Annotated in this window: 8 protein-coding genes; 4 read left to right on the top strand and 4 right to left on the bottom strand. The window is 74.0% G+C overall.

The features are described from left to right. Window positions 1–10 precede the first annotated feature (10 nt). Genes ACZ6YG_RS00465 through ACZ6YG_RS00455 form a run of 3 tightly spaced genes read right to left on the bottom strand, consistent with a single transcriptional unit; the run spans window position 11 to window position 19,426 of the window. Window positions 11–5,419 (bottom strand): SDR family NAD(P)-dependent oxidoreductase, encoded by a 5,409-nt coding sequence (locus tag ACZ6YG_RS00465; protein WP_466016796.1) that lies wholly within the window; start codon window positions 5,417–5,419, stop codon window positions 11–13. Between the two features lie 17 nt (window positions 5,420–5,436). Continuing rightward, window positions 5,437–10,749 (bottom strand): SDR family NAD(P)-dependent oxidoreductase, encoded by a 5,313-nt coding sequence (locus ACZ6YG_RS00460; protein ID WP_466016795.1) that lies wholly within the window; start codon window positions 10,747–10,749, stop codon window positions 5,437–5,439. Then, window positions 10,739–19,426 carry a type I polyketide synthase gene (locus ACZ6YG_RS00455; RefSeq protein WP_466016794.1) on the bottom strand — a complete coding sequence of 2,896 codons (8,688 nt, stop codon included), beginning with the start codon at window positions 19,424–19,426 and terminating at the stop codon, window positions 10,739–10,741. Before ACZ6YG_RS00455 ends, ACZ6YG_RS00460 begins: the two co-directional genes overlap by 11 nt. A 257-nt stretch (window positions 19,427–19,683) precedes the next feature. Here ACZ6YG_RS00455 and ACZ6YG_RS00450 point away from each other — a divergent pair, with 257 nt between their 5' ends. Then, window positions 19,684–21,054, top strand: coding sequence for a condensation domain-containing protein (locus ACZ6YG_RS00450; RefSeq protein ID WP_364236636.1), 1,371 nt, complete (start codon window positions 19,684–19,686; stop codon window positions 21,052–21,054). 19 nt (window positions 21,055–21,073) lie between these two features. Next, window positions 21,074–22,582: an amino acid adenylation domain-containing protein gene (locus ACZ6YG_RS00445; RefSeq protein ID WP_466016793.1), complete on the top strand. Its 1,509-nt coding sequence runs from the start codon at window positions 21,074–21,076 to the stop codon at window positions 22,580–22,582. A 9-nt stretch (window positions 22,583–22,591) separates the two neighbouring features. On the opposite strand, the gene ACZ6YG_RS00440 is transcribed toward ACZ6YG_RS00445, so the two are convergent. Next, window positions 22,592–22,798 (bottom strand): phosphopantetheine-binding protein, encoded by a 207-nt coding sequence (locus tag ACZ6YG_RS00440; RefSeq protein ID WP_222708855.1) that lies wholly within the window; start codon window positions 22,796–22,798, stop codon window positions 22,592–22,594. A gap of 295 nt (window positions 22,799–23,093) precedes the next feature. Between ACZ6YG_RS00440 and ACZ6YG_RS00435 the strand changes: the two genes are divergently transcribed. Both ACZ6YG_RS00435 and ACZ6YG_RS00430 read left to right on the top strand, forming a co-directional pair. Beyond that, the gene (locus ACZ6YG_RS00435; RefSeq protein ID WP_397197766.1) at window positions 23,094–24,743 is read left to right on the top strand and encodes a condensation domain-containing protein; all 1,650 of its coding nucleotides are present in this window, start codon (window positions 23,094–23,096) and stop codon (window positions 24,741–24,743) included. 5 nt (window positions 24,744–24,748) lie between these two features. Beyond that, window positions 24,749–25,654, top strand: coding sequence for an LPD16 domain-containing protein (locus ACZ6YG_RS00430; RefSeq protein ID WP_271279646.1), 906 nt, complete (start codon window positions 24,749–24,751; stop codon window positions 25,652–25,654). The last annotated feature ends 3 nt before the right edge of the window (window positions 25,655–25,657 follow it).

The raw sequence follows: 25,657 nt of genomic DNA, 5'->3' as shown, positions 1-25,657 counted from the left end.
TGGTCATGGGTCACAGGTCGTTGTCGATCAGGGCGAAGATCTCCTCGTCGGAAGCGGAGTCGATCTTCTCCATGACGCCGCCGACATCGTGCTGTCCGCCGCCGCCGAGCTTGGTGAGCGCGCCCTGGAGGATGGTGGCGAGCCGGTCGCGCATGCTCTCCGCCTCGCCGTTGGCCGCGGCCAGCAGGTCGTCGACCCGTTCCAGGGCGGTGCGCAGGGTGTCCTCGGCCGAGGGCGGCGCCGGGACGAGCACTCCGGCCAGGTACGCCGAGAGCGAGCGGACCGTGGGCTGGTCGAAGACCAGGGTCGCGGGCAGCCGCAGCCCGGTGTCGGTGTTGAGCCGGTTGCGGAGTTCGACGGCCGTCAGTGAGTCGAAGCCGAGCTGGTTGAACGCCTGGTCCACGTCCACCTGGGCGGGGTCGCCGTGGGCGAGCACGGCCGCGACGTGGTCTCGTACGGTGTCGGTGAGCAGTCGCAGCGCCTCGTCCCTGCCCAGCGCCGGCAGCCGGGCCGCCAGCGGGCCCGCGTTCCCGGCCCCGGCTCCCGCCGCACGGCGCGGCACGCGTACGAGGCCGCGCAGCATTCCGGGCAGTTCACCGTTCTCCGCCCGCGCCCGCAGACCGGCGGGATCCCAGCGGGCGGCCACCACTCCGGATTCCGCGTCCGCGAGGGCGGCGTCGAACAGCGCCAGCCCTTCCTCCACCGCGAGCGGCGCGACCCCCGCGCGGGCCAGCCGCGCCTTGTCCGCCGCGCCCATGGCGCCGGTCATGCCGGACTCCACGTCCCAGAGCCCCCAGGCCACGGAGACCGCCGGCAGCCCGGCCGCGCGCCGGGCGGCGGCCAATCCGTCCAGGAACGCGTTCGCCGCCGCGTAGCTACCTTGGCCCGCGTTGCCCAGCACCCCGGCCAGCGAGGAGAACAGCACGAAGAAGTCCAGCTCGGAGTCCCGGGTCAGCTCGTGCAGGAACCACGCGGCATCCGCCTTCGGCCCCAGCACTCCGCTGATCCGCTCCGGGGTCAGCCCTTCCACCAGCCCGTCGTCCAGCACCCCGGCGGCGTGCACCACACCGGCCAGCGGCCCGGCCGACGCCACCACGTCCGCGAGTTGCGCACGGTCGGACACGTCGCAGGCCACCACCCGCACCCGGGCACCTGCCCCTTCCAGCTTGGCCACCAGCTCCGCCGCACCCTCGGCCCGAGGCCCGCGCCGAGATACCAGCACCAGATCCCGCACCCCGTGCAGCTCCACCAGCCGCAGCGCCACCAGCGCCCCCAGCCCACCGGTCCCCCCGGTCACCAGCACCGCACCCGGCCGGGCGGAAGAAGCCCCGCCCGACGCCGCACCAGCCATCCCGGAAGAAACCCCAGCGGACGCCACAGCGAGCAGCCGGCCGGAGGCCGACGCAGAGGTCTGGTCGGAAGCTGGGGCAGAGGTCTGATTGGGGGTGGCGGAAGTGGTGGTTGCCGGGCGGCGGGTCAGGCGGGGGGCCAGGATCTGTCCGTCGATCACCCGTACCTGGGGCTCGCCCGAAGCCAGGACCGCGTCCCAGCCGGAGAACCCTTCCGGCGCCTCTGCCAGCACGAACCGGCCCGGCTGCTCACTCTGCGCCGACCGCACCAGCCCCCACACCGCCGCACCGGCCACATCCCCCGGCTGCGTCGCGAACACGACCGGCGACGCCCCGGCACCCTTCACCGCCGCAAGCACGCGCGAGGTCAGCTCCCGAACCGCCACCGGAACGTCCGCCGACCCGCTCACACACCACACCACCTCCGGCTCCACCGAGCCAGGCGCGGCGGGAGCCGCCTCGGCCCACTCCACCCCGTACAGCGGCAGACCGGTCGAGGCGGACGGGCGGACGTCGGCGGGTCGTGCGCGCAGTGCGCCGATGGACAGGACCGGCGCGCCGTCGGTGTCGGCCACCTCGACGACGGCGTCCTCGCCGGTGGTCGTGAGGCGTACGCGCAGCGCGGCGGACTCCGAGGCGTGCAGGCGGACGTCACCGAACGCGAACGGCAGCCGCAACTCGTCGTCCTCCACGGCCAGCACGAGGGGGTGGAAGGACGCGTCCAGCAGGGCGGGATGGACGCCGAAGCCGGTCACGTCCACGCCCTCCGGCGCCACCACCTCCGCGAACAGCTCCTCACCACGACGCCACAACGCCCGCAACCCCTGGAACGCCGCACCGTACTCGTAACCCCGCTCCCCCAGCCGCTCGTAACCCCCCTCGACCTCCACCACCACCGCGTCGACGGGTGGCCACACCCCGGCCCACTCGCACGCACCACGGCCCGGGACGTCCCCGGCGAGCACACCGGAGGCGTGGCGGGTCCAGGCGTCGTCCTCGTCGCCGGTGCGGGAGTAGACGGCGATCTGGCGCCGTCCCGCGTCCGGGGGGTCGACGGTGATCTGTACGGTGACCGCGCCCTGCTCGGGAAGGAACAGCGGAGCCTCGATGACCAGTTCGTCGAGCCGGGCGCAGCCCGCCTGGGCGCCGGCTTCCAGGGCCAGGTCGGCGAAGGCGGCGCCGGGAAGCAGTACGCGGCCCGCGACCGCGTGGCCCGCCAGCCAGGGAGCGCCGCGCAGGGAGATCCGGCCGGTGAGCACGTAGCCGTCCCCGGCCACCGGCACGACGGCGTCGAGCAGCGGGTGGCGGGAGCCGTCGATGCCCGCGCCGGACACGGGGCCGGTCTGGTCGCCGGTGAGCCAGAACCTGCGCCGGGCGAAGGCGTAGGTCGGCGGCTCGTGGCGGGGACGCGGCGCGGAGGGCAGCGCGTCGCTCCAGGAGACCTTGGCGCCGAGCACCCAGGCGTGGGCCAGCGCCGTGAGGAAGCGGCGACGGTCGCCCGTGTCGCGCCGCAGCGTGTGGCAGACGCCCGCGGGCACGCCGGCGGCCTCGCAGATGGCCTCGGTGTCGGGGCCCAGCACCGGATGCGGGCTGACCTCGACGAACAGCGGGGTGCCCGCTCCGGCGACGGCACTGACGGCCTGCTCGAACCGTACCGGGTTGCGCAGGTTGTCGTACCAGTAGCGGGTGGTCAGCTCGGCCGGGTCGATGAACGCGCCGGCGAGGGCGGAGCAGAAGCGGACGTCGGCGGCGCGCGGCCGCACGTCGCGCAGCGCGGCCATCAGCTCGTCGCGCAGCGCCTCGACGTGCGGGGTGTGGGAGGCGTAGTCGACCGCGATGCGGCGCACCCGCACGGTGTTCTCGCACGTGGCGGCGAACTCCTCCAGGGCGGCGACCTCTCCTGCCACCACCGAGCCGGTGGGGCTGCTGTGCACGGCCACCCACAGCCGGTCCGCCCACGGTTCGATCCGCTCCTGGGCCCTGGCCGCGGGCAGCGCCACGGCGAGCATGCCGCCGGTGCCGCCGAGCCGGGTCAGCACCTGGCTGCGCAGGGCCACGACCTTGGCGGCGTCCTCCAGCGAGAGCGCGCCCGCGACGTACGCGGCGGCGATCTCGCCCTGGGAGTGGCCGAGCACCGCGGACGGCCGCACGCCGAGGGAGCGCCACAGCTCGGCCAGCGCGACCATGACCGCGAACAGGACGGGCTGGATCACGTCGGTGCCGTCCAGGGACCGCGCGCCGGGCGCGCCGCGCAGCACGTCCTCGACCGACCAGCCGGTGTGCGGGCGCAGCGCCTCCTCGCAGCGGCGGAGGGCGGCCCGGAACGTCTCGTCCTCGTCCAGGAGGTCCACGGCCATGCCCGCCCACTGCGAGCCCTGACCGGGGAACACGAACACCGGCTGGACGTTGGGAGCCGCGACCCCGCTCACCACCGCGGCGTCGGACCCGCCTTCCGCCAGCGCGGCCAGCCCCGCCAGCAGCTCCCGCCGGTCCCCGGCCACGATCACGGCTCGGTGTTCGAAGCTCGCGCGCCGGGCCAGCGCCCGGCCCGCGCCTGGCAGGTCCCGGTCAGAGGCGTTTTCCGCGTACGCGACCAGCCGCGCCGCCTGTGCCCGCAACGACTCCGCCGACCTGGCGGACACCGGCCACACCAGCGGACCGTCACCGGCCGGCACCTCCGGCTCGGCCGGCGCGCCCTCCAGGATCACGTGCGCGTTCGTACCGCTGACCCCGAACGAGGAGACCCCGGCCCGCAACGGACGCTCGCCCGGCACCTCCACCGCCTGGGTCAGCAGCCGCACCCCACCGGACTCCCAGTCCACGTGCGGGGTCGGCTCCTTGACGTGCAGCGTCGGCGGCATCGTCCGGTGCTCCAGCGCCTTGACCATCTTGATCACACCGGCCACCCCGGCGGCAGCCTGGGTGTGCCCGATGTTCGACTTCAACGAGCCCAGCCACACCGGCCGCTCCGCCGGACGACCACGCCCGTACGTGGCCAGCAACGCCTGCGCCTCGATCGGGTCGCCCAGTGTGGTGCCGGTGCCGTGCGCTTCCACGACGTCGATGTCCCGCGTGTCCAGCAACGCGTCGGCCAGCGCCTGACGGATCACCCGCTCCTGGGCCGGGCCGCTCGGCGCGGTCATCCCGTTGGAGGCGCCGTCCTGGTTCACCGCCGAACCGCGCACCACCGCCAGGATCCGCCGGCCGTTGCGCCGCGCCTCAGACAACCGCTCCAGCACCAGCACCCCGACACCCTCCGCCCACGCCGCGCCATCGGCGGTCGAGGAGAAGGACTTGCAGCGGCCGTCGGGGGCCAGCGCGCGCTGGCGCGAGAACTCCACGAACGGCGCGGGCGTCGCCATCACCGACACGCCGCCCGCCAGGGCCATCGAGCACTCGCCGCGTCGCAGGGCCTGCACCGCCAGGTGCAGCGCGACCAGGGAGGAGGAGCAGGCGGTGTCGGTGGTGAGGGCCGGGCCCTCCAGGCCGAGGGTGTAGGAGACGCGGCCCGCCAGGACGCTGGACGCGCTGGAGGTGAACAGGGTGCCTTCGACCGACTCCGGCGCCTTGTGCAGGAATCGGGTGGAGTAGTGCTCGTACATGCTGCCGGCGTAGACGCCGGTACGGCTGCCCCGCAGCGTCACCGGATCGATCCCCGCCCGCTCCAACGCCTCCCAGCACGACTCCAAGAACAACCGATGCTGCGGATCCGTCGCCAACGCACTACGCGGACTCATCCCGAAGAACGCCGCATCGAACTCACCCGCGTCATACACGAACCCCCCATGACGCGTATACGACTTCCCCACCACCTCCGGATCCGGATCGAACAACCCCTCCAGATCCCACCCCCGATCCACCGGAAACTCCCCGATCGCATCCCCCCCGGACGCCACCAGATCCCACAACTCCTCCGGACCACCCACCCCACCCGGAAAACGACACGCCATCCCCACGATCGCCACCGGCTCATGCCTGCGCCCCTGATCCTCAACCAGCCGCTGACGCGTCTCCGCCAGCTCGACGGTCGCGCGCCTCAGGTAATCGCGAAGCTTCTGCTCGTTCTCCATCGCTCCGGCCCTTCCAGTCACAGGTCGTTGTCGATGAGGGCGAAGATCTCCTCATCAGAGGCGTCGTCGATCTTGTCCACCACCGTGTCGGGGCGGCCGCCGTCCGGTTCGGTGCCGAAGCGGGCCAGGCCGCTCTTCAGCACGGCGACGAGCTTGCCGCGGATGATCTCGCTGTCGTCCTTGGCGGTGGTGAGCATCGACCCCACGTGCTCCAGGGCGCCGCGCAGCATGTCCTCGGGCGACGGCTGCGTGGGAGCCAGCGCGTCGAACAGGTGCTGCGCCAGCACCCGCACGGTCGGGTGGTCGAAGACGAGGGTCGCGGGCAGCCGCAGCCCGGTGTCGGTGTTGAGCCGGTTGCGGAGTTCGACGGCGGTCAGGGAGTCGAAGCCGAGCTGGTTGAAGGCCCGGTCGATGCCGACCTTGTCCGCGCTGCCGTGGGCGAGCACTGCTGCGACGTGGTCGCGTACGGTGTCGGTGAGCAGCCGCAGCGCCTCGTCCCGGTTCAGCTCCGACAGCCGGGACACCAGCGACCCCGCGCCCTCGGCCCGTCCGGCGGCGCGGCGTGGCACGCGGACGAGGCCGCGCAGCATTCCCGGCAGCGTGTCGTTCTCCGCCCGCGCCCGCAGCCCCGCCATGTCCCAGCGGGCCGCCACCACCACCGGATCGACATCGCCGGCCAGGGCCGCGTCGAACAACGCCAGCCCTTCCTCCACCGCGAGCGGCGCGATCCCCGCGCGGGCCAGCCGCGCCTTGTCCGCCTCCGCCAGAACACCGGTCATCCCGGACTCCACGTCCCAGAGCCCCCAGGCCACGGAGACCGCCGGCAGCCCGGCCGCACGCCTGGCGACCGCCAGCCCGTCCAGGAACGCGTTCGCCGCCGCGTAATTGCCCTGGCCCGCGTTGCCCAGCACTCCTGCGAGGGAGGAGAACAGCACGAAGAACCCCAGATCCCGGGTCAGCTCGTGCAGGAACCAGGCGGCGTCCGCCTTCGGCCCCAGCACCCCGCTGATCCGCTCCGGAGTCAGCCCCTCGACCAGCCCGTCGTCCAGCACCCCGGCGACATGGACCACACCGGCCAGCGGCCCGGCCGACGCCACCACGTCCGCGAGTTGCGCACGGTCGGACACGTCACACGCCGCCACCCGCACTCGGGCACCGGCGTCCTCCAGCTTGGCCACCAGCTCCGCCGCGCCCTCGGCCCGAGGTCCACGCCGAGACACCAGCACCAGATCCCGCACCCCGTGCAGTTCCACCAGCCGCAGCGCCACCAGAGCACCAAGTCCCCCGGTCCCGCCGGTCACCAGCACCGCACCAGACCTGGAGGCGGCGGAAGGAGTGGTTGCCGGGCGGCGGGTCAGGCGAGGGGCCAGGATCTGTCCGTCGATCACCCGTACCTGCGGCTCGCCAGAAGCCAGGACCGCGTCCCAGCCAGAGAACCCTTCCGGCGCCTCCGCCAGCACGAACCGGCCCGGCTGCTCACTCTGCGCCGACCGCACCAGCCCCCACACCGCCGCACCGGCCACATCCCCCGGCCGCGTCGCGAACACCACCGGCGACGCCCCAGCCTGCTTCACCGCCGCAAGCACACGCGAGGTCAGCTCACGCACCGCCACCGGAACGTCCGCCGACCCGCCCACACACCACACCACCTCCGGCTCCACCGAGCCAGGCGCGGAGGGAGCCACCTCGGCCCACTCCACCCCGTACAGCGGCAGACCGGCCGTGGCGAGCGACTCGGCCGGCACCGGGCGCGCTCGCAGGGAGTCCAGCGAGAACACCGGACGCCCCGAGGGACCGGCCGCCTCGATGGCGCACCCGTCAGGGCCGGTCCTGGTCAGGCGGACCCGCAGCGTGCCCGCCCCCGCCTCGTACAGCCGCAGGCCGCGCAGCTCGAAGGGCAGGCGCAGCTCGTCGGCGGGGTCGGCGACGAGCAGCGGGTGGAACACGGCGTCGAACAGGGCGGGGTGGATGCCGAAGCCGGTCACGTCCACGCCCTCCGGCGCCACCACCTCCGCGAACAACTCCTCACCACGACGCCACAACGCCCGCAACCCCTGGAACGCCGCACCGTACTCGTAACCCCGCTCCCCCAGCCGCTCATAACCCCCCTCGACCTCCACCACCACCGCGTCCACCGGCGGCCACACCCCGGCCCACTCGCACACACCCGAACCCACGGCACCCTCGGCCAGCGAGCCGGACGCGTGCCGGGTCCAGCCGGTCTCGGGATCGTCGACCGGCCGCGAGTGCACGCGCACCGGCCGGGCGCCCGAGGAGTCAGGAGGGTCCACGACGACCTGGACCGTGATCGGGCCGTGCCGCGGCAGCACCAGCGGAGCCTCGAACATCAGCTCCTCGACCAGGTCGGACCCGGTCCTCGTGGCGGCTTCCAGGACCAGGTCGGCCAGCGCGGTGCCGGGCAGCACCACGGCGCCCGCCACCGCGTGGTCGGCGAGCCAGGGCGCGCCGTTGATCGACAGGCTGCCGGTGAGCACGACCGGCCCGTCCCCGGCGAGGTCGAGCTCGGCTCCCAGCAGGGGGTGGGCGACCTCGCGCAGGCCGACGGCGGACAGGTTCGCGGCGCGGGCGGGCGGGCCGAGCCAGTAACGCTCGCGCTCGAAGGCGTAGGTCGGCAGGTCCACCCGGTTCCCGCCGGGGAGCAGCGCGGGCCAGTCGACGGACGCTCCGGCGGCCCAGGCGCCGGCCAGGCACGCGGCCAGCGCGTCGGGCTCGGCGCGGTCGCGGCGGTGCAGGGCGAGGATCGAGGCGTCCTCGCCGGTGACGCAGTCGTGCGCCATGCCGGCGAGCACGGCCTGCGGCCCGACCTCCAGGAAGAGGTTGACCCCCTGCTCCTCCAGCCGGGCGATCATCGGGTGGAACAAGACGGGCAGCCTGATCTGGCTCAGCCAGTATTCGGGGCTGGTCCACGGGGTGTCGAGGAGGCCGGTCACGGACGCGATCCGGGGCTTGCCGAACGTCACCGTGTCCAGCTCGGCGGCGAACTCGCCGACCATCGGTTCCATCAGCGGGGAGTGGAAGGCGTGGCTGACGGTCAGCCGCCGGGTGCGCCGGCCGCGCTCGCGCCAGTGGGCGGCGACCGCGAGACACGTCTCCTCGTCGCCGGAGATCACCACGCTGTCCGGCCCGTTGACGGCGGCGATGCCGGCCTTGTCGTCGAGCCCGGCCAGGGTGAGCCGGACCTCGTCCGGCGTGGCGGCGATCGCGATCATGGCGCCGGGCTCGCGCAGCCCGTGCATCAGCCGGGCGCGGGTGGCGATCAGGCGGGCGGCGTCCGGCAGCGACCAGATCCCGGCGACGTGCGCGGCGGCGAACTCGCCGACGGAGTGCCCGGCGACGTACGCGGGGGCGAGCCCGAGTGACTCCAGCAGCCGGAAGGCGGCGACCTCGAAGGCGAACAGGGCCGGCTGGGTGTAGAGGGTCTCGTCGAGCAGGGCGGCTTCCGGGGTGCCTGGCCCGGCCCACATGACCTCGCGCAGCGGCCGGTCCAGGTGGGGGTCGAGGGCGGCGCACGCCTCGTCCAGGGCCGCGGCGAACACCGGCGAGGCGGCGGCCAGCTCCCGGCCCATGCCGGGCCGCTGCCCGCCCTGCCCGGTGAACAGGAAGGCCGTGCGGGTGTGCTCGGCCGCCACGCCGGTGACCACCTCGGCCACGGGACGCCCGTGCAGGTGGTCGCCGAGATGGGCGACCAGGGTCTCGTGGTCGCGGCCGAGCACGACCGCGCGGTGCGGGTGCGCCGTCCGGGTGGTGACCAGGGAGTGTGCCACGTCGGCGGGGTCGGGGCGGTCCTGCGCCGTGACGTGGCGGTGCAGCCGCTCGGCCTGCGCGCGCACGCCCTGGGCGGTGTGGCCGCTGACGGCCCAGGCGAGCGGGCCGGTGAAGACGCGCTCGGGGCGGGCTTCGGGCAGGGGCGCGGCCTCGGGGACGTACTCCTCGATGATGGCGTGCGCGTTGGTGCCGCTGATGCCGAAGGAGGAGACGCCCGCCCGGCGGGGGTGCTCGCCGCGCGGCCACTCGCGGGCCTCGGTGAGCAGCCGTACGCCGCCCGCGGACCAGTCGGCGTGCGGCGTCGGCTCCTCGACGTGGAGGGTACGGGGAAGGGTCCCGTGCCGCATGGCCTGCACCATCTTGATCACACCGGCCACCCCGGCTGCTGCCTGGGTGTGCCCGATGTTCGACTTCAACGAGCCCAGCCACACCGGCCGCTCAGCCGGACGACCACGCCCGTACGTGGCCAGCAACGCCTGCGCCTCGATCGGGTCGCCCAACGTCGTACCGGTGCCGTGCGCCTCCACGACGTCGATGTCCCGCGTGTCCAGCAACGCGTCGGCCAGCGCCTGACGGATCACCCGCTCCTGGGCCGGACCGCTCGGCGCGGTCATCCCGTTGGAGGCGCCGTCCTGGTTCACCGCCGAACCACGCACCACCGCCAGGATCCGCCGGCCGTTGCGCCGCGCCTCCGACAACCGCTCCAGCACCAGCACCCCCACCCCCTCCGCCCACGCCGCACCATCGGCGGTCGAGGAGAACGGCTTGCAGCGGCCGTCAGGAGAGAGCGCGCGCTGGCGCGAGAACTCCACGAAGGCGTCAGGTGAGGCCAGCAGGGTGACGCCGCCCGCGAGGGCCAGCGTGCACTCCTCCTGCCGCAGGGCCCGCACGGCCAGGTGCAGGGTGACCAGGGAGGAGGAGCAGGCGGTGTCGACGGTGAGCGAGGGGCCTTCGAGCCCGAGGGTGTAGGAGACCCGCCCGGACAGCACGCTGGGCGTGCTCGCCGACAGCAGCACCCCCTCCAGCGCCGGAGGAACCGCGCCGTGCACGTAACGGGAGGAGTAGTCGTTGAACATGTTGCCGGCGTAGACGCCGGTACGGCTGCCCCGCAGCGTCACCGGATCGATCCCCGCCCGCTCCAACGCCTCCCAGCACGACTCCAGGAACAACCGATGCTGCGGATCCGTCGCCAACGCACTACGCGGACTCATCCCGAAGAACGCCGCATCGAACTCACCCGCGTCATACACGAACCCCCCATGACGCGTATACGACTTCCCCACCACCTCCGGATCCGGATCGAACAACCCCTCCAGATCCCACCCCCGATCCACCGGAAACTCCCCGATCGCATCCCCCCCGGACGCCACCAGATCCCACAACTCCTCCGGACCACCCACCCCACCCGGAAAACGACACGCCATCCCCACGATCGCCACCGGCTCATGCCTGCGCCCCTGATCCTCAGCCAGCCGCTGACGCGTCTCCGCCAGCTCGACGGTGACCTTCTTCAGATAGGCGCGAAGCTTGTCCTCATTCGCCATGGTCCAGCCCTTCCTGTGGCGATCTCAGAGGAGATGTCATCGTTCGGTTGTCGATCAAGGCGAAGATCTCCTCGTCGGAGGCGGACACGATCTCCTCCGCGGCGCCGTTGGACCTGGTGGGCGCGGCAACCAGCGTGTCCGCCGGGGTCGCGCCGATCCTGGTGAGAGCGCTCTGCAGAATGGCGACGAGCCGGTCGCGTACGGCGTCCGCCTCGCCGTTGGCGGCGAGCATCACGGATTCGGCCTGGTCCACCGCCGTCCGCAGGGCGTCCTCGGCGGAGGGCGTCTCGGGGGCCAGCGTGCGGAACAGGTACTCGGCGAGCGAGCGGACCGTGGGGTGGTCGAAGACCAGCGTGGACGGCAGCCGCAGCCCGGTGCCCGTGGTGAGGCGGTTGCGGAGTTCGACGGCGGTCAGGGAGTCGAAGCCGAGCTCGTTGAAGGCCCGGTCCACGTCGATCGAGTCCGCGCCGCCGTACGCGAGGACGGCGGCGACGTGCGAGCGGACCAGCTCGGTGAGGTGGGTCAGCGCGCCGGCCTCGCCCAGCGCGGCGAGACGCTCGGTCAGCTCGGCCGGTCCCGCCGAGGGCTGGGCCTCGGCCCCGGCCGCCGCCCGTCGGGGCATGCGGACCAGGCCGCGCAGCACACTCGGCAGCTCCTCGTTCTCCGCGCGTGCCCTCAGTCCCGCCATGTCCCAGCGGGCCGCCACCACCACCGGATCGGCGTCACCGGCCAGGGCGGCGTCGAACAGCGCCAGCCCTTCTTCCACCGGCAGCGGCGCGATCCCCGCGCGGGCCAGCCGCGCCCGATCGGCCTCGCCCATGGCGCCGCTCATGCCGGACTCGACATCCCAGAGCCCCCACGCCACCGACACCGCAGGCAGCCCCGCCGCACGCCTGGCGACCGCCAGCCCGTCCAGGAACGCGTTCGCCGCCGCGTAATTGCCCTGACCCGCGTTGCCGACCACCCCGGCCAGCGACGAGAACAGCACGAAGAAGCCCGGCTCGGAGGACCCGGTCAGCTCGTGCAGGAACCAGGCGGCGTCCGCCTTCGGTCCCAGCACCCCGGCCACCCGCTCCGGGGTCAGCCCTTCCACCAAGCCGTCGTCCAGCACCCCGGCGACGTGCACCACCCCGGCCAGCGGACCAGCCGACGCCACCACGTCCGCCAGTTGCGCGTGATCGGACACGTCGCAAGCGGCCACCCGCACCCGGGCACCGGCTTCCTCCAGTTCCGCCACCAGCCCGGCCGCGCCCGCGGCCTCAAGCCCACGCCGCGACAGGAGAACCAGGTCCCGCACCCCGTGCCGCGCCACCAGCCGACGCGCCACCAGAGCACCAAGCCCACCGGTCCCCCCGGTCACCAGCACCGCACCAGCCATCGCGGAAGAGACCTCAGCGGGAGCGGTGGCTGCCGGGCGGCGCACCAGGCGGGGGACGAGGACGGTGTCGTCGCGGCCGGCGATCTCGGTCTCGCCCGCGGCCACGGCGGCGGCCAGCAGCCCCCAGGCGGAGAACTTCTCGGGCACGTCGGCCAGCACGAACCGGCCCGGCTGCTCGCTCTGCGCCGCCCGCACCAGCCCTCGCACCGCCGCGCTCGCCGGGTCGTCGCCCCGGGTGAGGCAGACCAGCCGCGACCCGGCGAACCGCTCGTCGCCGAGCCAGCCCTGGACGAGGTCGAGCGCCTGGCCCACCGCGTCGTGCGCGGAGTACGGCAGGTCGCCGGGGTCGGCCTGGCAGGGGGCCAGGACCAGGTCGGGGACGCCGGCCGCGCTCATCTCGGCCAGTGACGCGAGGTCGTAGTAGCGGGGCGGCTCGATCCCGACCGCCGCCAGCTCGGCGCCGATCTCGTCGGTCAGCTCGTCGGAACCGGCCAGCGCCCAGCGCAGCTCGGACGCCCCGGCCACGACCGGCTCGACCCACTCGACGACGTGCGCCGCGGAGCCCGTGGAGCTGACGGGGGCGGCGTTCCTGGGCATCCGGCGCAGGACCAGCGTGTCCACGCCGCCGATCCACTGCCCGGCGCCATCGAAGATCGTCAGCGAGACGCGGTCGTCGCCCGACCCGTCGATCCGCACCCGCAGCGTCCGCGCGCCGGTCGCGACCACCCGGACCCCGTTCCAGGAGAACGGCAGCAACAGGCCGGAATCGTCCGCCGACTCCAGCACCACCAGGTGCAGCGCGGCGTCCAGCAGCGCGGGGTGCAGCGTGAAGCGCCCGGCCTCGCCGCTCACCGGCTCGGGCAGGGTCACCTCGGCATAGGCGTGATCGCCCGCGCGCCAGGCGGCCCGCAGCCCCTGGAACGCGGGGCCGTACTCGTAACCGCGCTCGGCGAGCCTGCCGTACAGGTCGTCCAGGTCCACGGGCTCGGCCTGCGGCGGCCACGAGATCGGCGCGGCCGGGGCGGTGCCGGAGAGCCGACCGGCAGCCTGGGCCGTGCCGGCGAGCGGACCGGCGGCCGGGGCGGTGGCCGAGCCGAGCAGGCCGGTCGCGTGCCGGATCCAGCCCTCCTCGGCGTCGCCGCCCGTGCGGCCGTGGACGGTGACGGTGCGGCGGCCCTGCTCGTCCGGCCCGCCGACCGCGAGCTGCAGTTGTACGGCTCCCGTCTCCGGCAGGAACAGCGGGGCCTCCAGCGTCAGGTCCTCGACCTCGTCGCATCCGACCTTGGCCGCGGCCTCCAGTGCGAGCTCGACGAAGGCGGTGCCGGGCAGCAGCACCGCACCCTCCACGGCGTGGTCGCCGAGCCACGGCGCGGTGGCCAGGGACAGCTGCCCGGCCAGCAGGAACCCGTCCTCGGCGGCGAGCGGGACACCGGCTCCGAGCAGCGGGTGCCGGGACGGGGCCAGCCCGCCGCCGGCGGCGACCGGCTCCGCGTCCAGCCAGTGCCTCGCGGCCTCGAAGGGGTAGGTCGGGAGCCCGTCGTCGTGGCTCGTCGCCGGGCCGAGCGCCGCGGGCCAGTCCACGTCCACGCCGAGCACCCAGGCCTGGGCGGCGGACTTGAACAGGCGGGCCGCGCCGCCGTCGCCGCGCCTCAGCGTTCCTGTGGCGCCGCCGGACGCGTCCGCGAGCGTGTCCTCGACGTGCCCGGTGAGCACCGGGTGCGGGCTGCACTCCACGAACACGGGGGTGCCCGAGCCGGCGAGCGACTCCACCGCCTGGCGGAACAGCACCGGTCGCCGCAGGCTGGTGAACCAGTAGTCGGCGGTCAGCCTGTCCGTGTCGATCGTGCCGCCTTCCAGCGACGAGCAGAACGCGACCTCGGCCGGGCGAGGATGGACGCCGCCGAGCGTCTCCAGCAGTTCGTCGCGCAGGGCGTCGATGTGCGGGGTGTGGGCGGCGTAGCCGATCGCGACCCGGCGGATCCGTACGGTGTCGCCGTGGGCGGCGGTGAACTCCTCCAGCGCGTCGGCGTCGCCCGCCACCACCGAGCTGTCCGGTCCGCTGTGGATGGCGAGCCAGAGCCTGCCGGCCCACGGCTCCAGCATCCGGGCGGCCCGCTCCGCGTCGACGGGCACGGCGAGCATGCCGCCACGATCGCCCAGCCTCGTCAGCGCCCGGCTGCGCAGGGCCACGATCTTGGCGGCGTCCTCCAGCGAGAGCGCGCCCGCCACGCACGCGGCGGTGATCTCGCCCTGGGAGTGGCCGAGCACGGCGGACGGCCGCACGCCGAGCGAGCGCCAGACCTCCGCCAGGGAGACCATGACCGCGAACAGCACCGGCTGGATCACGTCCGACCCCTCCAGCGCGGGCGCGCCGGGAGAACCACGCAGCACGTCCTCGACCGACCAGCCGATGTGCGGGCGCAGCGCCTCCTCGCAGCGGAGCAGGGCGGCCCGGAACGTCTCGTCGTCATCCAGGAGGTCCACGGCCATGCCCGCCCACTGCGAACCCTGGCCAGGGAACACGAACACCGGCCGGACCCCGGGCGCCGCCGCCCCGCTCACCACCGCGGCGTCGGACCCGCCTTCCGCCAGCGCGGCCAGCCCCGCCAGCAACTCCCGCCGGTCCCCCGCCACGATCACGGCGCGGTGCTCGAAGCTCGCGCGCCGGGCCAGCGCCCGCCCCGCACCGGCCAGGTCCCGATCAGCGACGCCTTCCCCGTACGCGAGCAACCGCGCAGCCTGCGCCCGCAACGACTCCGCCGACCTCGCGGACACCGGCCACACCAGCGGACCGTCACCGGCCGCGAACGCCTGCGCCAGCGGACCGTCACCGGCCGCCGACACGGGCTCCGGCGGACCGTCACCGACTTCCGGCACCCGTGCCAGCGGACCGCCGGATGACGGAGCCGGCGCGCCCTCCAGGATCACGTGCGCGTTCGTACCGCTGACCCCGAACGAGGAGACCCCGGCCCGCAACGGACGCTCGCCGGGCAGTTCCACCGCTTCGGTCAGCAACCGCACGCCGCCGGACTCCCAGTCCACGTGCGGCGTCGGCTCGTCAGCGTGCAGGGTCGGCGGGAGCGTACGGTGCTCCAGCGCTTTCACCATCTTGATCACACCGGCCACCCCGGCGGCAGCCTGGGTGTGCCCGATGTTCGACTTCAGCGACCCCAGCCACACCGGCCGTTCAGCCGCACGACCACGCCCGTAGGTGGCCAGCAACGCCTGCGCCTCGATCGGGTCGCCCAACGTCGTGCCGGTGCCGTGCGCCTCCACCACATCCACATCGCGGGCGTCGAGCATCGCGTCGGCCAGCGCCTGACGGATCACCCGCTCCTGGGCCGGGCCACTCGGCGCGGTCAACCCGTTGGAGGCGCCGTCCTGGTTCACGGCGCCGCCGCGGATCAGGGCGCGGACCGGGTGGCCCAGGCGGCGCGCGTCGGAGAGGCGCTCCAGCAGGAGCACGCCCGCGCCCTCGGCCCATCCGGTGCCGTCGGCCGCGGCCGAGAACGCCTTGCAGCGCCCGTCGGCGGCCAGCCCGCCCTGCCTGCTGAACTCCACGAACATCCCGGGGCTGGACATCACGGTCGCGCCGCCCGCCAGCGCCATCGCGCACTCACCCCGCCGCAGCGCCTGCACGGCCAGGACGACGGAGACCAGTGAGGACGAGCAGGCGGTGTCGGTGGTGAGGGCCGGGCCCTCCAGGCCGAAGGTGTAGGCGATGCGGCCGGAGACGACGCTGAGCGCGGTGCCGGTCAGCAGGTGGCCGTCGGCGAGGCCGGCGGTCCGGTGCAGGCGGGGGCCGTACTCGGGGGCCATCGCGCCCATGAACACGGCGGTGGCCGAGCCGCGGAGGTCGGCGGGGTCGATCCCGGCCCGCTCGATGCTCTCCCAGCAGATCTCCAGCAGCAGCCGCTGCTGCGGGTCCATGGCCGCCGCCTCGCGCGGGCTGATGCCGAAGAAGGCCGCGTCGAACCGGTCGGCGTCGTACAGGAATCCGCCGTACCTGGTGTCGCTGGTGCCCGAGCGGTCGGGGCCGGTGGCGAAGAGCGCGTCCAGGTCCCAGCCACGGTTGGCGGGGAACTCGCCGATCGCGTCCTGGCCGGTGCCGGCGAGCCGCCACAGGTCCTCCGGCGAGGCCACCCCGCCGGGGTAGCGGCAGCCCATCCCGATCACCGCGATCGGGTCGTCGGCTTCCGCCTGCCTCGGTCGCGGCCGTACGACCGGCGTGTCCGGCGCCGAGGCGGTGAGCAGGGCGTACAGGTGGTCGGCGAGGCGGGCGGGCGTCGGATGGTCGAACAGCAGCCCGGTCGGGAGCTTCAACCCGGTCGCGGCGCGCAGCCGGTCGCGCAGTTCGAGCGAGGTCGCCGACTCGAAGCCCAGGTCCTTGAACGTCCGGGCAGGCTCCAGCGCGGCCGCGTCATCATGGCCGAGCAGCCGGGCAGCGGTCTCCAGAACCAGCTCCCGCACCTCAGCCGAACTCCGCGCGGACCGCACCTCCCGCTCCTCGCGCGACACCGCGTCCGGCGTCCCGCCGTCGCCATCACGCACCACGTCCGGCTCTCGGCCGGGCACGCGATCGCCGGGGAGGTGTGACGGTCGGTGAGCGTCCGGGGTGGCGGGCCCGTACGACCGGCGCTGGAAGGGGTACGTGGGAAGGTCCGCGAGGCAGGAGCGCGGCGTCTCGCGCACGGCGGGCCACTCGACCGGGGCGCCCGCCGCGTACGCCCGGGCGAGCGAGCGCAGCACGCGGCCGGCCCCGCCCTCGCCGCGGCGCAGTGTGCCGATCACCACGGCCTCGCCCCCGGCGTCCTCCGCCGTCTCCTCCACCGCCGTGGCGAGGACCGGGTGCGGGCTGCACTCCACGAAGAGGTCGCAGCGTTCCCCGATCGCCACCCGCACGGCCTGGGCGAACCGGACCGGGTTGCGCAGGCTGCGGTACCAGTAGCCGGCGTCGAGCCCCGAGGTGTCCATCGGCTCGCCGGTGAGCGTGGAGACGAACGCCGTCGCGGCGCTCACCGGGCGGATCGGGGCCAGCGCGGCCAGCACCTCGTCGCGTACCTGCTCCACCTCGGCGGTGTGGGAGGCGTAGTCGACCGGGATGGCCTTGGTGCGGTGGTCGGTGAGCCGCCCGGCCAGCTCGTCGAGCAGCTCGCGCGGCCCGGCGACGACCACCGCGCGCGGCCCGTTGACCGCCGCCACGGATACGGCCAGCGGGCCGATCGCCCGCTCGACCACGTCGAGGGGCGCCGCGACCGACAGCATGCCGCCCCGGCCCGCGATGCCGGCGATGGCGCGGCTGCGCAGCGCCACGACCCGCGCCGCGTCGGGCAGGCTGAGCGCGCCGATGACGGTGGCGGCGGCGATCTCGCCCTGGGAGTGGCCGACGACCAGGTCCGGCTCGACGCCGTGGGAGCGCCACACCTCGGCGAGCGCGACCATGACGGCCCACAGCGCGGGCTGGACCACGTCCACCCGGTCGAGTCCGGGGGCGCCGGGCCGCTCGCCGAGCACGTCGACCAGGGAGAAGTCCGTGTGCGGCGCCAGCGCGTCCGCGCACTCGGCGACGCGGGCGGCGAACACCGGCGACGCGGCCAGCAGTTCGCGGGCCATGCCAGGCCACTGCGACCCCTGGCCGGGGAAGACGAAGACGCGCCGCCCGCCCGTCGCCGCGCCGAGCACGACGTCGTCGTGCGGCAGGCCGCCGGCCAGCGCCCGCAGCCCGGACAGCCTGGCCTCCCGGTCCGCGCCCAGCACCACCGCGCGGTGCTCGAAGGCGGTGCGGCTCCTCAGCAGGCCGGCCGCGATCCCGTCCGGCTCGGCGCCGGGCTCCGCCGCGACCTCCGCGAGCCGGCCCGCCGCCGCACGCAACGCCTCCGGTGACCGCGCGGAGACCACCCACGGCCACCCGGCGTCCCCGCCCGCGCGGGCTCCGGGGGCATGGGAGTCCCCGGACCGCCGCAGGTCAAGATCTTCGGGGCGGGTCCGGGCGAGGTCCTCCGGTTCGGGGGAGCGTGGGGGTGGTTCGGCGAGCAGGAGGTGGCAGTTGGTGCCGCCCATGCCGAAGGAGCTGACGCCCGCCACCAGCCGCCCGCCCGCGGCCCAGTAGACGGTCTCGCGTACCACGCGCAGGCGCAGATCCGTCAGCGGGATCTCCGGCGGCGGCGACGCGAAGTGCAGGCTGGCGGGCAGCTCGCGGTGCTTGATGGCGAGCACCACCTTGAGCAGCCCGGCGATGCCCGCCGCGCCCTCCAGGTGGCCGATGTTGGTCTTGACCGAGCCGACGGGCAGCGGGTCACCGTCCTGCCGGGCCGACCCGTACGCCGCCCCGAGAGCCGCGGCCTCCACCGGGTCGCCCACCCTGGTGCCGGTGCCGTGCAGCTCGACGTAGCCCACGTCGACCGGCGCCACGCCGGCGTGCGCGCAGGCCAGCCTGATGGCCTCCTCCTGCGCCCGCCGGCTGGGCACGGTCAGCCCCTCGCCGCCGCCGTCGTTGTTGACCGCCCCGCCGAGGATCACGGCGTGTACGGTGTCGCCTTCGGCCAGCGCGTCGGCCAGCCGCTTCAGCACGACCACGGCCCCGCCCTCGCCGCGCACGTACCCGTTGGCGCGGCTGTCGAAGACGTGGCAGCGGCCGTCCGGCGACAGCGCGCCGAAGCTGCCGATGGCGTCGGTGGTCTCGCCGCTCAGGTTGAGGTTGACGCCGCCGGCCAGGGCGAGCGCGGTCTCGCCGCGGCGCAGGCTCTCGCACGCCAGGTGCACCGCGACCAGCGAGGACGACTGCCCCGCGTCGAGGGTGAGGCTGGGGCCGCGCAGGCCGAGGAAGTAGGAGACCCGGTTGGCGATCATGGCGCGGTTCGCCCCGGTGTAGGCGTGCCTGCCCGGCTGGGCGCCGGCCCGCGCCAGCAACGCGGCGTGGTCGTTCGAGATGGCGCCCAGGAACACCCCGGCCGCGCTGCCGCGCAGTCCGCCGGGGGCGGTGCGGGAGCTTTCCAGGGACTCCCAGGCGAGTTCGAGCACCAGCCGCTGGTGCGGGTCCATCGCCGCGGCCTCGTTCGGGGAGATGCCGAAGAACGCCGCGTCGAAGCCGTGGACGTCCTGGAGGAAGCCGCCGCGGCGGTACTCCGTCGCCTCCGGCCACCGGTCCTCCGGCGCCTCGGTGACCGCGTCCACGCCTTCGCGGAGCAGCTTCCAGAACGCCCCGGGATCGGCGGCTCCGGGCAGGCGGCAGGCCATGCCGACGACGGCGATCGCGTCCGGACCGCCGGTGACCACCGGCCGAATCGACTCGTCACCCATCAATTCGCCACCCCAAGCCTCTGGCTTCTCGACGCCGCCGCTTAATCAGGAACGACTGTGCGGAACCGCCCGTCAATTGATCCGGTCGCGGGCTTTCGCTTAGTTATTGCGACTTTACGGGGCGACTTCTCGTCCGGCCCATGGCCCGCTGCTGGCACATTGTTGCCGCCATTACTTGCCATCGCGCGAGGCCTTGACCGGGGCGCTTCCCGTCCGCGATGAATAACGAGCGGAGAAAGCCGGTTCGAGGAGAGCACATGTCGGTCGAGGCACCCCTGAGTCACGGCCAGCTCTTCAGCTGGCGCGAGATCGAGCGCTACCCGCCGGGCTGGGGGCACGAGGCGAACCTGCCGTCGACGTGGGACCTGCGCGGCCTGTCCCCCGCGCTGGTGGACCGGGCGCTGGAACGTCTCGTCCGGCGGCACGAGACGCTGCGCACCACCTACCACCTGCGCGACGGCCTGCCGGTGCAGCGCGTCCACGAGGAGGTGCGGCTGCCCGTCGAGCGGGTGGACCGCCAGGTCGCCGACCCCACCGAGCACGAGCGAGTCAAGCTGGAGCGGCTGGCGATCCCGTTCCCGATGACCGGCGACCTGAACTGGCGCGCGCTGATGGTCACCTACCGGGGCGCGCCGATGTACCTCAGCCTGACCTTCTCGCACCTGATCGTCGACGTGTGGTCGATCCATCACCTTCAGGACCAGTTCAAGGCCCTGGTGGCGGGCTCCGGCGCCGCCGTCGAGACCGGCTTCACCCCGCGCGAGCTGGCGCGCAGGCAGCGGGAGGAGTCGTGGCGGCCCAGGCAGGCCGCCTCCGAGCGCTACTGGCGCGACGTGCTGGCCGGCGGCCTCACGGACCGGCTGCCGACGCTGCCGGCGCGTACCGAGAAGGAGCGGCTGGAGCTGACGCTGACCTCCCGCCGCCTGGGCGGGCTGGCCGCGCAGGCGGGCAGGACGCACGGCGTCACCCCGCCGGCCGTGATCATGGCCTTCGTGGCCGCGGGCCTGGCCCGCCATCTCGACACCGACCGGGTCACGATGAGCCTGATGTCGTCCAACCGGTTCGCCCAGGAGGACCAGCACAACATCGGCACGATGAACCAGCTCATCCCCTTCGTCACCGCCGTGGACCGCGGCGCCACGCTCGCCGAGCACATCAAGCGCCTGCACTGGGCCGGCGCCAAGGCCTACCGCCACTCCTGCTACGACTTCGACCAGGTCACGGCGATGGCCGCGCGGGCCGGGGAGGACCCGGGTCACGACTGCTGGGTCAACCACCTGTTCCGTGCCTGGTTCAACTACGTCCAGGTGGACCGGCGCCCCGCCGACCCCGCCGACCAGACGCCCGCGACGCTGCGGTGGACGCCGCTGGCCCAGAGCTACGGGCAGGCGTTCCGGGTCCGCGTCGAGGTGGACGACGGCGAGACCCGGGTGCTGATGCTGGCCGACCCCGACGTCCTGCCCCCGGAGGCGATGGTCGACATCATGCGGACGCTGGCGCTCGGCCTGCAGCTCGCGGTGACCGACCCCGGCCGGGTGCTGAAGGACCTGTGGAGCGGGCACGGCTGGGACCTCCCGGAGGCGCTGTTCCCCCGCGAGCTGCCCGAGCGGGCGGCGCGCGCGAGCTGACCGACGATCGGAGACACCCGTGGCACGCACCCTGTACCAGTGGTTCGCCGGTTCCGCGGCGCGGTACGGCGACCGGATCGCGCTGGAGACCGGCGGCGTCCGTCTCACCTACGCCGAGCTGGACGCGCTGTCCGCGCGCCTGGCGGCGGAGCTGGTCCGCGCCTGCGACGGCCCTCCTGCCAGGGCCGGCCTGTACGCGGCGCGCACCCCGCTCGCCTTCGCCGGCTACCTGGCGATCCAGCGGCTCGGCGCCACCGCGGTGCCGCTGAACCCGGCCGTGCCCGGCGCGCGCAACCGCACCGTGGCCGCCACCGCCGGGCTCGACGTGGTGCTGGCCGACGCGACGGCGCACCCGCCGCCGGAGCTGCCCGCCCCCGTGCTGTCGCTGGACACCGACGACCTGGCCGCTCCCCTGACGGCCGCGGGTGCGGCCGATCCGGACGGTCTCGCGTACGTGCTGTTCACCTCGGGATCGACCGGCACGCCCAAAGGCGTGCCGGTGCGGCACCGGAGCGTCGACGCCTATCTCTCGCACGTCGTCCCGCGGTACGGGCTGGGTCCCGGTTGCCGGGTCTCCCAGACCTTCGACCTGACCTTCGACCTGTCCGTCTTCGACATGTTCGCCACCTGGGGCGGCGGCGCGACGCTGGTCGTCCCCGGCAGGTACGACCTGCTCAAACCGGTCGCGTTTGTGAACAGGGAACGGCTGACCCACTGGTTCTCGGTGCCCTCGGTGGTGTCGCTGGCCATGCGGCTGCGCCGCCTGACGCCGGGCGCCATGCCGTCGCTGCGCTGGAGCCTGTTCTGCGGGGAGCCGCTGTCGCTGCGGCAGGCCGCCGCGTGGCAGGCGGCGGCGCCGGAGAGCGTGCTGGAGAACCTGTACGGCCCGACGGAGCTGACCATCAGCTGCACCCAGTACCGGCTGCCCGCCGACCCGGCCGGCTGGCCGCGCACGGCCAACGGCACCGTGCCCATCGGCCTGCCGTACCCGGGGGTCGAGCACGTGGTGCTCGACGGCGACGGGCGGCCCGCGGCGGAGGGCGAGCTGTGCCTGCGCGGGGTGCAGCGCTTCCCCGGCTACGCCGACCCGGCCGACGACGCCGGCCGGTTCACCTCGTTCGACGGGGTACGCGCCCGCGACGGCGAGCCGGTGACCGGGGAGTCCTGGTACCGGACCGGCGACCGGGTCGCCTGGCGGGACGGCCTGCTGGTGCACCTCGGCCGGCTGGACCAGCAGGTGAAGATCTCCGGCCACCGGGTGGAGCTGGGCGAGATCGAGGCGACGCTGCGCGGCCTGCCGGGCGTGCACGAGGCCGTCGTCGTCGCGTTGCCGGGGGCGGACGGGGAGCTCGAACTGGAGGCGGCCTGCACCGGTCACGGGCTGGACGCGGTGGCCCTGGCCAAGGGGGTCGCCGGGGTGCTGCCCGGGTACATGGTGCCGCGCTCGGTCACCGTACTGGGGGAACTCCCGCTCAACGCGAACGGCAAGGTGGATCGGCGTGCGGTGGCGGGCGCCCTGCGCGGCTGAAGGGAGGCCTCACGGGCCGCGGGTCACCAGCGGCGACAGGGCCTCCCACAGCGAGCCCACGGTGGCGAACGTCCTCTCGTCCAGGATCTCGTCGGGCACCTGGACGCCGTAGGCGTCCTCGATGTCCACGATCAGCCGCACCACGCCCATCGAGTCGAGACCGAGGCCGGCCAGGTCGTCGAAGCCCGACAGCGCCCCCGAGTCGGCGAAGGGCAAATGCGACCGCAGAATATTCTGGAAATCGTGAGGTATTTCAAAAATCGCCATCGGGACCTCACCAATAAAGTCTGCTCGTATCGATTCTCGACGTCTCACGCGGCACCGGTCAAGGCGGCGGGCCGGCCCGCCACTGGCAGGTAGTGGCGGTCTGTTCCGGCCAGTGGCGACGGGTTGTCATACGCGTCCCGGCGGCGAATTCTCAATCATGTCGGCCTGTCCCTCACATGCGCGGCGGTGGAGGTCCCAATTGTCCGCTGTCAAGTCCGCGAACCTCTGCTGGGGGCATCGCTACATGTGGCTGAGGATTCACCAGCTGCCGCCCCGGCACCAGCCCGAGTCGCACATCCTGCTGCGCTTCTCCATACCGCCGAGCCTCACGGTGGCCCACTGCCGGGCGATGCTCACCTCCCTGACCCGCCGGCACGAGGCGCTGCGCACGACCTTCCACGCCGACGGCGGCCCGCGGCAGCGGGTGCACGCCCCCGGCCCCTGGCCCATCGTCCAGGCGAGCGTGGAGCGGGACGGCACGCCCAGCCCGGCCGAGGTGGTCGAGGACCTGACGGGCAGGCCGTTCGACCTGGCCGCCGAGTGGCCGATCCGCGCCTGCGTCATCACCTCCGGGGGTGCTCCCAAGCAGGTCGTCGTGGTCTTCAACCACCTGGCCGTCGACATGTGGACGCTGGAGAGGATCGAGCAGGAGCTGTGGGCGCAGGCGCAGGGCATCGCCTCCCGCCGCCCCGCCTCCCTGCCGCCGGTGCGGCACCAGCCCGCGGATCTGGCCCGCTGGGAGGCGTCGGCCGAGGCCGCCGCCCTGGCCGCCGAGGCGCTGGCGTACTGGGAGAAGCAGGTAGCGCTGCTCCCCGCCGACCCGTTCGCCACCCGCCGCACGCCGGAGCCGCCAGAAGAGGCCCGCTACGCGACGCCGACTTCGCCTTCGGCCGCCCGGCACGCGCCGCAGGAGGCTCGGCACGCGACGTTGACGTCGCCGTCGCTGTTGGAGGCCGGGCGGCGGATCGCCATCCGGCACAAGGTGTGGCCGTCGGCGGTGCACCTGGCCGCTCACACCGCCCTGCTGGCCGCCTACACCGGCCAGGGCGCGGTCGGGCAGCTCGCCTTCGCGGGCAACCGCGGGTCGCACGCCTACCAGGACGTGCTGACCTGCATGTTCTCCCCGATGCTGATGCGGGTGGACTGCTCCGACGACCCGCCGTTCAGCGAGCTGGTGCGGCGGGTGGCCGCCGAGAGCGAGCAGGCCGCCCGTCACGCGTACGTGCCCTATGACGAGGTCGTCGAGCTGGTGTCCCGCGAGGGCTCCAGGCGCGGCGTGCCGGTACGGCTGGGCTCGGAGGTCAACTTCCTCAACCAGCGCACCCTGGTCTACAAGGGCAGGCGCACCACGTTCACCTGGAACCGGGCGCCGGAGGCGTGGTCGCACTACGGCGCGGACACGTACATGCGGATCGACGAGTGGCGCGACGCGGTCGTGCTCGCGCTCCAGGCGGCATCCTCGATCATGGACGCGGCCGCCGTGGAGGCGTTCCTGCGCGGCCACGAGGCCCTGGTGCTCGCCCACGACGACCCGTCCACCGACCTGCGCGTCAGCGAGGTGGCCGCGCTGGCCGGCTTCACCCCGCCCAGCGCGTCACCGTACGCGACCGGGCCGGCCACCGAGGTCTCTCCTGAGGCAGTGGCGGAGCTGGTGCGGGCGGTGTCCGAGGTGCACGGGCTCGGCCGCGTCGACCCGTCGGACAGCTACGTCCTCGCCGGGGGCCGAGTCCTGCGAGCGCCCGAGGTGCTGGCCCGCCTCCGCGAACACGGCTGGGCGGGCCTGACGCCGCGCGCGCTGGCCGAGCCCACGCCCCTGGCGACTCTGGCCGGCCTGCTGGCCCCGGTACGCCCCGCCGAGCCCTTACTCCCGACCCACCAGAAACTCGGAGTGTAAAGATCATGGGTAACGTTCTCAGCGACCGGGTGACCAAGACTCACCGGCTCGTGGCATCAGAACAGGAGCTCCGCGAGGCGATCGGCCACGAACTGGCCGGCCAGGACCTCGGCGAGCCGGTCATCATGGGCGGCCACTTCATGCTCTTCGAGGACGACGCCACCGGCCGCCTCGTCCCCGGCGTCATCGAGGAGCAGCACGACGAGACCATGCGCCGCCGCGTCGCCGGCCGCGTGGGGATCTTCCCCGGCTACACCTGGCGCCTCGCGGCGGACCTGGCCAGGCCCTACGTCGAGTCCGGCGTCGGAGCCCGGCTGCTGCTGCTGATCAACGACTGGCAGTACGTGCCCAGGACGGGCCGTCCGGCCTCCGAGCTGCGCGCGGAGTTCTTCGAGGGGTTCACCGGGCTGCCCGCCGGATACCGCGACGACCTGGCCGCCGCGGGCCTGTCCGAGGACCTCGTCCTGCCCAGCCGCAAGCACCCGCTCGCCTTCCCCGAGACCTGGCTGAAGTACCGCTTCCAGAAGGCGGCCGACAAGTTCGTCAAGCAGGGCCTGCTGGAGAAGCGGTTCCTCGGCGCCGACGAGCCGGAGGAGGGCGTCCGGGACACCGAGGTGGCGTTCGTCGACGCCGACGGCAACTACCGCACGCTGATCAGCTGCGGCGTGACCGGCTGCGCCGGCGAGATCACCGAGATGATCGCCGAGGTGCACCGGGCCGGACACCGCACGATCCTGATCTTCGCGCCGGGCGAGTGCCTGATGCCGGTGCAGACCGGCGTGGAGATCGCGCTGAGCCTGTACGGCCTGCGCGGCATGCGGGTGGTCATCGCCGACCCCGGCGGCAGCGGTGAGATGTCCGAGGACGAGATCTACGGCAACCTCGTCTCGGTCAGCACCTTCAGGAGCTGATCA

The sequence above is a fragment of the Nonomuraea sp. NPDC054003 genome (assembly GCF_055585125.1).
Note: the sequence above shows the minus strand (reverse complement) of the source record. Positions and strands in the feature narration are given on the sequence as shown.

Bases quoted from the DNA above. Each gene is read 5' to 3' on its own strand.
- ACZ6YG_RS00465 (WP_466016796.1), bottom strand. From the start codon at position 5,419: ATGGAGAACGAGCAGAAGCTTCGCGATTACCTGAGGCGCGCGACCGTC.
- ACZ6YG_RS00460 (WP_466016795.1), bottom strand. From the start codon at position 10,749: ATGGCGAATGAGGACAAGCTTCGCGCCTATCTGAAGAAGGTCACCGTC.
- ACZ6YG_RS00455 (WP_466016794.1), bottom strand. From the start codon at position 19,426: ATGGGTGACGAGTCGATTCGGCCGGTGGTCACCGGCGGTCCGGACGCG.
- ACZ6YG_RS00450 (WP_364236636.1), top strand. From the start codon at position 19,684: ATGTCGGTCGAGGCACCCCTGAGTCACGGCCAGCTCTTCAGCTGGCGC.
- ACZ6YG_RS00435 (WP_397197766.1), top strand. From the start codon at position 23,094: ATGTGGCTGAGGATTCACCAGCTGCCGCCCCGGCACCAGCCCGAGTCG.
- ACZ6YG_RS00430 (WP_271279646.1), top strand. From the start codon at position 24,749: ATGGGTAACGTTCTCAGCGACCGGGTGACCAAGACTCACCGGCTCGTG.